The 13469-nt window shown below is 41.7% G+C and carries 11 protein-coding genes; 3 read left to right on the plus strand and 8 right to left on the minus strand.

Annotation, left to right across the window (positions count from 1 at the left end):
• Positions 1–14: 14 nt before the first annotated feature.
• Both ftsH4 and RMY16_RS18730 read right to left on the minus strand, forming a co-directional pair.
• On the minus strand, positions 15–1883 hold the full coding sequence (gene ftsH4, locus RMY16_RS18725) for an ATP-dependent zinc metalloprotease FtsH4 (RefSeq protein ID WP_322737674.1): 1869 nt from the start codon (positions 1881–1883) through the stop codon (positions 15–17).
• A gap of 612 nt (positions 1884–2495) precedes the next feature.
• Positions 2496–3578 carry a peptidoglycan-binding protein gene (locus RMY16_RS18730; RefSeq protein WP_322737675.1) on the minus strand — a complete coding sequence of 361 codons (1083 nt, stop codon included), beginning with the start codon at positions 3576–3578 and terminating at the stop codon, positions 2496–2498.
• A gap of 648 nt (positions 3579–4226) precedes the next feature.
• On the opposite strand from RMY16_RS18730, the gene RMY16_RS18735 reads away from it, so the two are divergent.
• Positions 4227–4883 (plus strand): class I SAM-dependent methyltransferase, encoded by a 657-nt coding sequence (locus RMY16_RS18735; protein ID WP_322737676.1) that lies wholly within the window; start codon positions 4227–4229, stop codon positions 4881–4883.
• A gap of 90 nt (positions 4884–4973) precedes the next feature.
• On the opposite strand, the gene RMY16_RS18740 is transcribed toward RMY16_RS18735, so the two are convergent.
• The gene (locus RMY16_RS18740) at positions 4974–5930 is read right to left on the minus strand and encodes an aldo/keto reductase (protein WP_322737677.1); all 957 of its coding nucleotides are present in this window, start codon (positions 5928–5930) and stop codon (positions 4974–4976) included.
• A gap of 218 nt (positions 5931–6148) precedes the next feature.
• On the opposite strand from RMY16_RS18740, the gene RMY16_RS18745 reads away from it, so the two are divergent.
• Positions 6149–6283, plus strand: coding sequence for a hypothetical protein (locus tag RMY16_RS18745; RefSeq protein ID WP_322737678.1), 135 nt, complete (start codon positions 6149–6151; stop codon positions 6281–6283).
• Between the two features lie 93 nt (positions 6284–6376).
• Here RMY16_RS18745 and RMY16_RS18750 read toward each other — a convergent pair whose 3' ends face one another.
• Together RMY16_RS18750 and RMY16_RS18755 are read right to left on the minus strand one after the other, a co-directional pair.
• Entirely contained in the window at positions 6377–8128 is a 1752-nt protein-coding gene (locus RMY16_RS18750) for a serine/threonine-protein kinase (RefSeq protein ID WP_322737679.1), read from the minus strand.
• A gap of 478 nt (positions 8129–8606) precedes the next feature.
• Entirely contained in the window at positions 8607–9257 is a 651-nt protein-coding gene (locus tag RMY16_RS18755; protein WP_322669115.1) for a sigma-70 family RNA polymerase sigma factor, read from the minus strand.
• Positions 9258–9669: 412 nt separating this feature from the next.
• Here RMY16_RS18755 and RMY16_RS18760 point away from each other — a divergent pair, with 412 nt between their 5' ends.
• Positions 9670–9954, plus strand: a complete 285-nt coding sequence (locus RMY16_RS18760) for a peptidase (RefSeq protein ID WP_322737680.1) — start codon at positions 9670–9672, stop codon at positions 9952–9954.
• 371 nt (positions 9955–10325) lie between these two features.
• Here the strand turns inward: RMY16_RS18760 and RMY16_RS18765 are convergent, their stop codons facing one another.
• The 3 genes from RMY16_RS18765 to RMY16_RS18775 all read right to left on the minus strand — a co-directional run.
• The gene (locus RMY16_RS18765) at positions 10326–11702 is read right to left on the minus strand and encodes a DUF2330 domain-containing protein (protein ID WP_322737681.1); all 1377 of its coding nucleotides are present in this window, start codon (positions 11700–11702) and stop codon (positions 10326–10328) included.
• 190 nt (positions 11703–11892) lie between these two features.
• The gene (locus tag RMY16_RS18770) at positions 11893–12786 is read right to left on the minus strand and encodes an RnfABCDGE type electron transport complex subunit D (RefSeq protein ID WP_322737682.1); all 894 of its coding nucleotides are present in this window, start codon (positions 12784–12786) and stop codon (positions 11893–11895) included.
• 231 nt (positions 12787–13017) lie between these two features.
• The coding region (locus RMY16_RS18775) for a M10 family metallopeptidase C-terminal domain-containing protein (protein ID WP_322737683.1) at positions 13018–13469 on the minus strand (452 nt) is incomplete at its 5' end.

Consider the following 13469-nt stretch of genomic DNA (forward strand, 5'->3'; position numbering starts at 1 on the left):
TCTGACTTTCTTAATTACGAATGAGTTACAGGTTTAACTTGACTCAACAAATCGTGCAGTTTTTCGCCCTCAATGACCTCTGTTTCTAAGAGTTGAGTAGCGATCGCTTCTAGCAAGTCTCGATTCTGCCTGAGAATTTCTAGGGCTTGTTCGTGGGCTGTTTCCACGATTTCCTTGACTTCGATATCAATCGCTTTTGCTGTGTCTTCGCTCACCAATCTGCGAGGATTCGGCGCACCATTACCCAAAAATGCTGCTTGTTGTCCTTGTTGATAAGCTAATGGCCCTAAGACTTTGCTCATACCATAAGTTGTTACCATCCGTTCTGCCAAGTCAGTTGCTCGTTGCAAATCATTGGAAGCACCTGTGGTAATACTGTTAAATACAACCTCTTCGGCGGAACGTCCACCTAATAGAGTCGCAATCTGACCCCGCAGTTCATCTTCGTTCATCAAAAAGCGGTCTTCAGTTGGTAATTGCAGAGTGTAGCCCAAAGCTGCCATCCCACGAGGAATAATCGAAATCTTTTCTACACGACCGTTTCCGGTTGTCAGCGCCCCGACCATTGCGTGACCAACTTCATGGTATGCAACAATCTTTTTCTCAGTCTCGTTCATCACGCGACTCTTCTTCTCTAAACCGGCGACTACCCGCTCAATTGCTTCGGCAAAGTCTTCTTGAGCAACCCTTTCACGCAGATTGCGCGCTGCCAATAATGCCGCTTCGTTTACCAAGTTTGCCAAATCTGCGCCAGCAAAACCGGGGGTACGAGTAGCGATCGCTTTTAAATCTACATCATCTCCTAATTTTACCTTTTGAGCGTGAATCTTGAGAATTGCCTCACGACCAGATAAATCGGGACGGTCTACCAACACTTGGCGGTCAAAGCGACCTGGACGCAGCAATGCCGGGTCTAGGGTTTCCGGACGGTTAGTCGCTGCTAGTACAATCACCGTTGCATCCCCAGCTGCAAACCCATCCATCTCAGTTAGTAATTGGTTGAGGGTTTGTTCTCGCTCGTCGTTACCACCGTAGAAGCCGTTACTGCTACGAGACTTACCAATTGCATCCAATTCATCAATGAATACAATACAGGGAGCTTGTTTTTTAGCCTGTTCAAACAAATCCCGGACTCTGGAAGAACCTACACCGACAAACAATTCTACAAACTCGGAACCAGAGATGCTGAAAAATGGAACTCCTGCTTCTCCTGCTACGGCTTTCGCTAAAAGTGTTTTACCAGTACCTGGAGGCCCAACCAACAACACACCTTTGGGAATCCTAGCGCCAATTTGCGTAAACCGTGCCGGAGTTTTGAGGAAATCTACAATTTCTACTAACTCGGTTTTTGCTTCTTCTACCCCAGCCACATCTGCAAAGGTGATTTTAGCAGATTCGCCTTCAACGTAAACCTTAGCTTTGCTCTTACCAATGGAAAGCGCACCTTGGGGGCCACCGCCACCAGCACTACGTGCAAGAAAGAACTGCCAAATCCCAATAAAAATCAGTGGTGGAATCACCCAACTTAACAGGGTTGTAAACCAAGTATTTTTGGGTGGCGGTGTAGCAGCGAACTCAACTCCCTTTGCTTCTAGCAGTTTGGGTAACTCTAAATCAAAGATTGGTGTAGTTGCAAACACCTGGCCCGGTTCGGAATTTTCTGTTTTTAGTTGGTAAATAATCTGGTTCTGACCAACGGAAACACGGCTGACTTCCCCTTCCTGTACTTGATGAATAAATAGACTATACGGAACACCAGCAGGGCCAGAAGCAAATAAACCAGGCAAAAATAAATTTAATAGCAGGAATAGCCCTGATACTGCCAGTAAAATATTAGCAACGATCCGAAACCGAGGTGACTTGGGCTGTTCTTTAATTCCCATAAATGTTACCAATCCTTAAATAATGAAAACTAACTTGAAAATTGGGCATAGGGACAAGAGGCAAAGGGGCGGAGGGGAAAGACTTACTACAACTTCCCCTCTGGTCTTTGCTCCTTTGCTTCCTCCTGTTCCTTATTTCCCTTAACGTTTTGAGAAACTTGATTAAAGACTGGTCAAGAATGCTGATATATTCGCCCAATCTGAGCAATGTCTACGACGGGCTATAAGGCTCATGATGCTCGTTAGCCCTTGCATCTCTCTTTGGGAGAAGACTCGCTAAGGTAAGGCAAAGTTGTTTAGCTTGTCTCGATCTTCAAGTATACTACTGTTTCTCATAATTTCTCCCATTTAGCAATGTTTGCAGCATTTTTTTTACTTATTTATGTAACTAAACTTAACAATTTAATTAATCTTTGTGAACTAACGAGCAAATACGGTTTACCGTACTCAAAAAATATGCAGAGATTGGAAGGCGCAAATAGAAATCCCCCACAAAGAGTTATTCTGAAGCCTTGACGGAGTTTTCCTTGCTTCACACTCCTGAATTCTTTTTCAAGAATTTCACTTTGAATTTTGGAACTGCATTCTCTATATATGCAGTTCTGCTAGCCATTAATGTCCATCATTAGACCAGTGGGGGCGATCGCTAGATAATTTAATCACACCGTAAGAACGCCCAACTTGCCATAAAGTAGAATTTTCATAACTCGTTCGTGGCTGATTAATACTAACTGTAGTTCCATTAGCGTTTTTAATATTTAAGGTTCCTGACCAAGTAATTTCCCAATCAATTGCTAATCTTTGGGTATGACGAGAGGTAAGAACAGGGCGAAAAGCAATATTATAAGCAGACACCATTTCTTTAGCAGCTTGGACAGAACCAGCATTGGTGTAATGTAGCCAATTAATATCTACATTAGGCATCGGTGGAACATCTTTGGCAGCAATTTCATTATTGCTAATACGGAAAGCATAGTGCATTAAATAAGCTCGTTCTGAAGGGCGAAATACTGAAGATATACTAATATTAGCTCCGGCATTTTTTAAGGCTTGCTCAAAAGCTTGTACTTTTTGACGGAAGGGAGAAGCTAAATCATCAATTAAGTCGCTGTCTGGGAAAAAATTAACCCACGCTTTTCCACTCAATCGTTGTCTTAATTTTTTGGCGTATTCAGTTATGTTATCTAAAGCCAACTCAAAATCAATACCAAGCTTGGTTTTTGTTGTATTAGAAAGCTGTTTAGCTAACTCGGCTCGGAAATTGATGTCTCTGATTTTATAAGTTTCGGCTAGTCCTTTTGTACTGTTGGGGCCAAAGTCTCCATCAGCTACTAATGGCGGATTCAAACGACCGATCGCTGTTAAACTTTTTTGTAAATCTTTGACCTCATTTACTCCAAAGTTAAGATAGGTTAAGAATTTATTCCCGGCATCGGTATAGATAGCGAAATAAATTGCAAAACCTTGCTCTAGCGCTTTTTTATAAGTAGCAGTATCGACAATTCCCGTTACTGTTAAAGCATTACTAGTCTGATAATCACGAGTTGCTTGGGCTGTAATATTCCCAAAATCCCCATCAACGGCAGCAATCGGGAAGTCATAATCTAAAAGAAATTTCTGCCAGGCAATTACAATTAGCCCTTCGGATTTTTTCTGGAGAGTCGGAAGTTGCAAAGCTTGAAGTTTAAAGCTCATAGTTTTTCTGAGATGAAACAATTGTTTTCAGCTAATTTTTCTGCCACTATTTGTTATATAATTTCAATTATGACCGCTGCCAAATTTGGTATCTCGTACTTCATTAAAGCAATCAAAGTTTAATAAACGCTGTCTTGCAAAACCCACTTTGAATTATAACATCCGCAGTTATGTTAGCTTTTTGCAGGGATACTAAAAATAGGAAACACCGATCTCTTTAACTTTTCCCTTACAGATATTGGCGAACAGGGTTATAAACTGGAGGTTAGCCACAGCGAACTGCATAGGCTAGCAAAAACCGTAAGTATTGCCCATACTGTTGTCAAAGATCCGTAAATTCTGATTTGGAATGAGATACTTCTGCGGTAGATAATAAAACCAAAGCGGCTATTCAAAAATCTCTGGCTAGAGATTAACCAAAATTGTATCAGTTTAGCGATCACTCATCACCCTACATTTAGCGCATCTACCCTTTTGGTCTTTCTGTGATATCTTACGGTCAGTCGCTACGCATAATACGTTAATTAAATTCATCCTATCAGGTGAGTCTAATGGGTGAGGTATAACAAACACAAAGTATTGTACCTTGAGGCTATAAATGGTTGTTTAGCACCCCAATTTCTAGGCTCAAAAATTAGGAAGTAGATAATGACTGTAAACCAAATTATTGGAGATTCAAAAAATCAGATTTTTGCAAACCTCGGTAAACATTTTTTTGCCTGGATGATGGCTGCAAATACCAGTAAATACGATAAAATTGTCAGCGATCGCAAACGTTCTCTTTTTGCTAATCTCCAAGGTAAAGTCTTAGAAATTGGCCCCGGAACAGGTTCTAACTTACCCTACTATCCTAAAGATATCCACTGGATAGGAATCGAGCCAAACCCAGATACGCATTCTTCCCTCCACAAACAAGCAGCAAAATTGGGTTTAAAGATCGACATCCGCATTGGTAGTGCTGAATGGTTAGATGCCGAAGATAACAGCATAGATACTGTTGTTAGTACATTCCTTTTATGCTCAGTGCCGAATATAGATTATACGTTACAGGCAATTTTAAGAGTACTGAAACCAGGTGGACGCTTTTTATTTATTGAAGATGTCGCCCCACCTCAAGGAAGTTTATTGCGACAAATACAAAACACAGTTAGTCCGATTTGGAAAGCAATGGGTGATGGTTGTCATCCAGATAAAGAAACTTGGATAGCATTAGGAAAGGCTGGTTTTAGTAGCATCAATTATGAGCGATTTGATGCACAATTACCAATTGTTACTCCTCATATTATCGGCATAGCGACAAAGTGAAATAACTTTTAGCAGTTGAGTTGCTAAATAAAAGTATGAATAAGCCCCCGGCTAAAGCCGTGGGGTTGGTGAGGTTTTCGCTCAGAGATTTTATGGATTCTCGCGCAGGAAAGTCGCAATATCATTTAGTTCCTGCTGATTGAGGCGAAATTCTCCAGCACCAATGATTCCTTCCACCTGCTTAGGATTACGTCCGCCAACGATCGCCGCAGTCACCGCCGGATTATTTAAAGTCCAAGCGATCGCAACTTCACCTGGGGAGCGATCGTGTTGTTTACCAATGTGTTGCAACACCTCAACTAGCTTCAGGTTACGAGATAGACGTGGCTCCTGAAATTCACTATTGTTTTTGCGCCAATCATTATCAGGGAAATTAGCAACCCGCTCAGGTGTAATCGCCCCTGTGAGCAAGCCAGATTGCATTGGTGAATATACAATCACACCTATATTATTTTCTTGAGAAAAAGGCAGAATTTCCTTTTCGACATCAGGCTTCACCAGTGAATAAGGCGGTTGCAATGACGTAACTGGTGCAATCTCCTGGATACGTTTCAACTGTTCGACATTGAAATTGGAAACTCCGATATAACGAACCTTTCCCTCATCCTTGAGCTTGGCCAAAGTTGTCCAGCCTTCTTCGATTTCTGATTCAGGGTTGGGCCAGTGGATTTGGTAGAGGTCGATGGCTTCAATTTCGAGTCGGCGCAGACTGGCCTCAACCTCCCGCCGCACAGAATCCCCTTTGAGACTGCGACCAATTTCGCCCTTTTCATCCCAGATCATTGAGCATTTCGTGAAAATGTAGGGGCGACTAGATCGACCTTTGAGTGCTTTAGCAACAACCTCTTCAGAATGCCCTAAACCATAAATAGCTGCGGTGTCAATCCAATTAACACCAAGGTCAAGAGCGCGATTGATCGCAGCGATCGATTCCTGGTCATTTTGCTCTCCCCAACCAAAAGCCCATTCACCTCCACCAATCGCCCAAGCACCAAAGCCGATTGGGGTAATGTTAAGCTCCGAATTGCCAAGCTGTTTGGTTTGCATATCTACACTTCTGCAAGAATTTTTGAGTCAATTGCTACTTTAAGCTGCAAATATTTTCTCAACAGCTATCTCAGGTGTGAATTACTACTGGTGCAAACATGACAGGCAATCACTAGACTTTTTGTAAAAGTCGGGGTAAATTTTTATTTTTTGAACCTACACCCTAAACCTGCAACCCCACACCCTGTTTTTTGTAAATAATGCTGGAATAATAAGTGATGGCGATCGCCTTCCACCTAGTCAAGTTGATATTGAAACACGGCTACGCCTATGCAGCAGTGAGACTCGCTACTTTACCTGATGATGGTTCTAGCGGTGGATTTTTTGATGAAAACGGTGTAGTTCCTTGGTAAAAAGTAGAAGGCATTGGGCACAGGTTATTCCCCTTGTCCCATCGCAAGCTACGTGCGACATCTCTTAGAGAGCATGATTACGAATTACTAAACCTACCGAATATTAACCTCTTGAAGGTAATTTACTCCTTGAAGATATTCAACCTTAGTAGCTGAGTTTTTAGGGAAGAATAAATTTGTTCTTTTTGCAGAAGCTATCTTTTGATTGTCAGCTAGCACGCGTTTTTTTTGAGTATACTCATTCAATTTGACTTGAGCTTGAGTATAAACTAGAGTATCTTGGGGAATATTTCTAAGAAATTTTACGGCCCGATCAAAATCACCTATAGATGCTTTTTTATAGGCTTTTTGTAAAAAGTAGGCTGCTCTGATCTGCCGCTTTCGATTATATTCAGCTAACTTGTCTTGAACTAAAGCACCCGCACGACTTTCTTGAGGAATTTGACGTAGATATTGTAAGGCGGCAGAAAAATCTTTTTCACCGGCTCTTTCGTAAGCTTTTGTTAATAAATTTTGCGTCTGTGCTTCAATGTTGAGCGATGCTTTCTGAACTATTTTATCTGTTTTAGATTGCCAATATAAAATCTTGGGAACTTTAGCAGCAGCATGAAGAACATCTGACCATCTGCTCTCCTGAAAAGCTAATTGTGCTATTTCGTATTGCTGTGCAGCTACTTGCCATTGCTCTTGCCATTCTTCGATTGTGGCTTGCGCTTCTGGATAAACATTGCTGTGGGAGGGAATTGATTTAGCGAGTGCGATCGCTTCTTCCAAATCTCCTGCTTGATATTCTTTTGTTGCTTTAAATAAAGTATCTGTTTCTGAATATGCCGGTGCAGTATTAACTAAAGAATATACACCAAATCCCATCAATAAAGAATTAGCTGCTAGTCCTACCTTCATTCCCGTTAATAATGGGGATGATTTTCCAGATGCAGAATTTTTCACTACTTCTAGGGAAAATTGAGAATCTTCCTCTAATGTTTCTGATGGCTGAGGTTCCCAGATTATTTGTTTAAGTACCCGCAGCACTTCACCCGCAGACTGAAACCGATCTTGGTAATTATAGCGGATCATCTGGCTGAGAACAGCAGCTAGATAATCGTTAACTGGCGTGTTTTGAGAACGCCAAAAAATTTCATTAGTAGAAGGATCGGTTTTTAATTGTAGTGGTTCTAGCCCTGTTAAAGCCTGGATAGCAATCATACCCAAAGCATAAATATCACTATTGGGCTGTGTTTGACCAATAAATTGTTCTGGCGGTATGTATCCCAATGAAGTGACGGGAATTCTATAAATGGGCAATTCTGCACCTATGCCAAAATCGATCGACTGGATTGAGCCAAAGTCAATCATAACTAACTTGCGATCGCTATCACGTCTGAGCAAGTTTTCCGGCTTGATATCGCAATGGATCACACCTTGAGAGTGGATAAATTCTAGAATACCTAAGACATCTATCAAAAATTCTACAACTTCGCTTTCACTCCACAGACACCCGAAATATTTGTCAATGGGCAATTCCGCAGTTAGCGCATGTCCTTCAATACACTCTTGCACTATATAAAATCGCTCGTTTTCTTCAAAGCAGGCGATGAATTCAGGAATTTGGTCATGGCTTCCCAGAAGCTTCAGGGTTTCAGTTTCAGTCAGAAACAGTAATCTCAGCATCTCCAAATAGCCGGATTCGGAACTGCTAACTTTAATCTGCTTAATAACGCATTTGGGGTTCTCTGGATAATCTACATCTACAGCAATGTATGTTTGCCCAAACACCCCTGCACCGAGGCTTTGGACAACTTGGTAACGCCCTTGTAGTAATTTACCGATTATGTGGTGGGTCATGACCTGGTTACTCAGTAAGTCCTTTTATTTAGTTTTTCTGACATTCCCTCGTGTTTCCGGAATACTTTAGAAATAAATAACCAGAATTTTGATACCTTAAATACAAGTTAATTTTTTTAAGTATTATTGCGTAGTAAAAATGTAATTTTTTAGCATTGCTAATACTTCGCCAATTTTTTGCGAAGTATTGGCAATGCTACATTCTGAACTGGGAAAGTGATGTTTATAATAGCTGCCTTGTAGAAAAAATGCCTTCAAATAGCTAGTATTACAGCAGCTTTCATATATTTGAACCACACCTGTCGCGTGGTCTATTTACCTGAAAATAGCTGTAATTCACGGCAAAAAGCTTACTAGAGATGAAACATAACAAGTTTGGCAGGCGTTGCGTGCGATCGCTATGCCCACCGTAGGCATCGCTAAGATTGATTGAGAATGAGCAAAAAGCTCAACCCTAGCTATTCGCTAACAGCACCGATCATAATAATCCCTCCAATTCTGCAAACTTACGCAAACGTGGTAAACATTGGCGTTGATAAAAACTGCTTAATGTCGGAATTGACAATCCAAATTCCTCAGATAAATCTTTCCAGCTAATTTCTGGGGGTAAGCGTTTGAGAATTAACACCTGACAATTCACATCTGGACGTCCTTTAATGTAAGTACCACACAGTTGCCCATCCGAATCTGTCTTTGCCCATATCTCCAAGTCTTCCAAAATCGGAGGTGCTTGGGGATTAGCCGGTAAGTTATCTACAGGGTCAATGGTTTCACTTGTTCCACCGGATGTAGACTGACGAATTCTCAAAGGGACTGTTGTGGCTTGTTCTCGGTTCTGGTTAAGGTAAAAGTCTTGTAGTCTCCGTTTTAGGTAAGCATTTAGCCAGGTGATCACACTGCCATAATTGGGATCGTAGATTTGACCTGTCAAACCTTCACAAACATTGCGACAGAAATACAACCAAGTTTGTTGTAGTGCGTCTTGATAGTAAGGAGTAGTTTCCCTCCAGAGTCTACTTGCTGTCAAGCGAATAATTTGCGTGAGCAGCTTCTGACGCTGAGGGCTTCCAGGTTGGTGTCCACAGGCTTCTGTAACTAAGCGGCGTAGCTGTTCATCGAATTGAACCATGACAATCTTGGCGAAGAAAGCAAGAATATCTTAGTATTGCGTATAACAACACCCGAAGAATTACCTTTCCTCAAGATACTGGATCTTTTTGAAAAAGAAGTGGACAACGGGCATAGGCTATTGGGAGATTTGAGGTTCTGAAGAAAATAGAACGTAGATTTGACACTCTCAGGGCTGAAGCTACGGAAATTATTTAAGACATCAACCGCCTTAATATTCTGGTTGCTTGGGTTCTCAAACTCACCACGTTTGCTCGTAGAGCTTAGTTATATACTCAATTTACCGCTCTTATCCCTACCCTATGAGTACATTCAGGGTAGCTACGATGTACACACAGTTCTAAAAACCTAGCTTGATAAGACTTTTCTCTTTATCGTTCTTTCTCGTTCCCAGTCTACTCTAGAAAATGATTATGAAACGACTATTTCGCAAGTATCACCGCACGATTGGCATCATAATTTGTATACCTTTAATGTTAACTGTATTAACGGGAATATTGACGACTATTGTTAGGGAATGGCCAATTAATACTGGGCTTTCTTCTAGTTTGCTGTTAAGAATTCATACAGGAGAAATCTTACATCTAGAAGCAATTTACCCAATCTTTAATGGATTAGGATTGATTGGTCTGCTGGTGACAGGAATAAGTATGTCTGGATTATTAAATCGGAAAAAACGGAGCGATCTCAATAACTAATATTAGCTGATTTGAGATTTGATATCATGTCCGGCTAATTAGTTATAATCCCCTTTCTCTATGCAGAAAGCCCAAAAACCCATCCTCTCTGCCCCTCTGCCCCTCCGCTCCTCTGCGGTCTTAATGATAAGTCTTTAACCGGACATGATATGAGAGCTTCTGTGAAGAGTATTTACAAAAACACCTTACTTTTTATCAGTTGATAAAAAGTAAGGAAAGAAAATTACAGCATATTTACAGTTAGAGAAATACACAAGCTAAGTCTGTTACCCAGAGACAAAGCAGGTTTTATTCCTGTTAGCGCAGCGGGGCGTAGCCCATTCTGAATTCTGCTGTATCAGATTTGATTTTTATCTTACTCCTCACTCTCTTTAATATAATCCTAGCCAGGATAGGATATTTTCCCACCAAGAATATCGCAGATTACCTACACTCAAGTTCATTTTGTTGCGAATATCTTGGATTTTCCAGTTGGTTAGTTTAGCTAGAGTTTGCGCCTCTTGTTCAAAACGCTTGGGCAAAGACCGCTTATATTCTCTACCAGCCTGACATTTTAGTTCCCCTTGGAACGGATGTTGCAAAACATAGCGTCCTTGGAAAGATTCACTATTGGCTGTTTGTTGAAATATCAAGTCTTCAGGGAATTTGTCGCGGGTATAGCGAACATGCAATCTAGAGATAAAGACGTTACTTCTAGGAGAGGGACGACGAAAACTAGGGGGTACTGGCACATTACTTGTAGAATTATCATCTAGCCAAAATACACCTGCTTGTTTGAGTTCCTCTGAAGTCAGGGGTTCAGCAGAACAAGGATCGCAACTACCCATATCCCAAGCGTATTCTAAAAAACCAACTTTCCTGTCTTCTTTGGTGTAGATAGTTTGAAACATGGATTTGTAGAATTCACCAAATTCATCTTTGACAAATAAGGGAATGTTTGCGTCGGAGGGAATTTTTACCGTCCGATAGTTGGTGATTTCTGCTTGTCCTTGGGGCGAGAGGATGTAGACAATTAAATCCTGCTCTGTCGTAGCATTGATCATGCCCAAACGAATTGGCAACATGAATTTAGGTGATTGGTAGGAAATTTGTAGTGGACGGAGGAACTGGTAGCCAGATTGCTCAAATTTATCCAAGTTGACTTTAGCAACAAAGAATTTCATAGAGGAGCGAATATAAGGCTGAAGTAACTGTTTCGCACCTCTGGGGATTTTGTAGCCATTGCGTTTAAGCCAAGTTTCCAGTCCACCAGATTCTTTCGCACTGAGGATCACAATGTCGTATTCACCAACGTTGAAACGTGCTTCGACCGTAACACCTAAACTAGCATCGCCCCTTGTATTCCCCGCTTCACTTCTCGCTGCTGCTGGCGCTGGTGCTGCTGATAACTCTCTATCGTAAACTGGGGCACAAGGATCTGAGTCGAAATATTCAACCAATCGCGGCGCACTAAAAGCATCTAGGCGCTCGATAATCTTCGGTTCGGTGACGCGAACTTGTTCTTTTTGCAGCACCGTTGGCACTGGTACTACCATTGCAAAATCTTTGACTTCGCCTTGAAAATCGTTTGCCATTGTCATGATAGTGCGATCGCCATCCCGCGCGATCACTACCTGAGAAGCTTTGTTATACAGTTTTGTATCAGCTTTGGCTACATAAAATCCACAAAAAGCCCAAGCTGCGGGTGTAAAGCACAAAACAGCTACAATTGCTAACAATAATGGTGTTAAAAGTCGAAAAAACTTCATTTTATACCTCTATTTTTTTTAGTGCTGAGTGCTGAGTGCTGAGTTAGGAGTTAGGAGTTAGGAGTTCTACTTGTAAAGCGATCGCCACAAACAATCCCACTAAGAGTGCTGAGTTAAGAGTTGGGAGTTAGGAGTTAGGAGTTCTACTTGTAAAGCGATCGCCACAAACAATCCCACTAAGAGTGCTGAGTTAGGAGTTAGGAGTTAGGAGTTCTATCACTGCTTCCTCATCTTTCTCTTGCCAAGCAAACCTTGGCGCTAACCAGAAAACGTCTAGCAAGATGCTCAACGGTGCAAGGGCAAACAGCGCCCAGAAAACTGCTGTGGAAACAAAGAAATAATTTCGCAGGATAAAAGTTAATCCAGCGATGCAAACTGCCCAAACTACACGCCCAATTCGGGAATTGGGAATTGATCGCGGATCTGTAATCATAAATAGGGCGAACAGCAGCAAAGATCCACTCATCAATCGATGCCAGTAAACATCCCAAGTCCAACCCAGCCAGAAATTGCGAATGGCTTCCAGCAAAGAGTAGGAACCCAAAAAAGCTGCTGTGGTGTCCCAGCGACCAATGCGCTGCAAAATCATGCCGCCAGTACCGAGAAATAATAGCCCATACCACCACTCTTCGCCCCATTGTCCTGGCGAAACCCAAGCATCGGGAGTGAGAATCAAGGCAGATATGATGCCAAAATTGGCGGGATTGAAGAAATGCTTATCGCCAACTTGGAAGATAAATTTGCTGGCGATCGCAAGAACTGCGGCTATTGCCATTGTCGTCCAGTGGTCAGCCCGTAACAGTAAACTGAGTCCCAATGATGTAATTAAAGCACTGCGAAGATTTGGCATTTGTTTTTTGTTATTTGTCATTTGTCCTACCCTGCGGGAAGCCGCTAGGTCGTCTATGTTGTTTGCTAATGACCAATGACCAGTGAATGACAATACCCATTGAGTTACAAGACAAGTGGCGATCGCTACCCCAATTAATTCTGGTCGTAGCGTCCAATCTCGTGTACCAATTCCCAAGACTAGGAACAAGCTCAAAAATAAAATCTGATAATCTCGTATATCTTTTAGTAACATCAACCCTTAATTCAGGGATTCCCCGTAGATTTCTCATCAATTTAGACGAGTGCTAGGAAAAATAGCATTACTGTTACAGATTTTGTTACAAAATAAAGCATTGACAGACCAAAGCGATCGCTGTGATGTTTGAACCTCAAGATAACCAAAAAAGGTAGAGATGCGATCGCATCTCTACCTTTTTTAAGTTAATTAACCGAAGTATGAAGATATGGAATAAAAGAAAAAAATTTACACCAGCACAACGTCCAGATTAACTGAGAAGAAAGAAGGCTTGTTCTCAATGGTAGCGAATTGCTCCCCTGCGAAGAATAAGTTACCATTAGTGCTGTTGTAGCTGAACTGGTTGTTAGAGCTAGCACCAAATCCAGACTTGGAAATCTGGATTTTGTCACCCTCTCTCCACTCGAAGTCTTTGATGATATCGATACCTTCAAATTTACTATTGAAGACAAACTTATCTGCGCCAGCACCACCTGTAAGTACGTCAGTGCCAAAGCCACCAACGAGAGTGTCACTACCTGCTCCACCGCTGAGAACATTATTGGCGCTACTACCAACAATCGTATCGTTGCCAGATGTACCAATTAAATTCTCAATGCTGACTAAAGTATCGGTGAGAGTAGAATTTCCCGGAAACCTAACTACACCAGTGGAGAGATTGGCATCAATGGGGCCGGAAA

Source organism: Nostoc sp. DedQUE12b, assembly GCF_034530835.1.
Lineage (GTDB): Bacteria > Cyanobacteriota > Cyanobacteriia > Cyanobacteriales > Nostocaceae > Nostoc.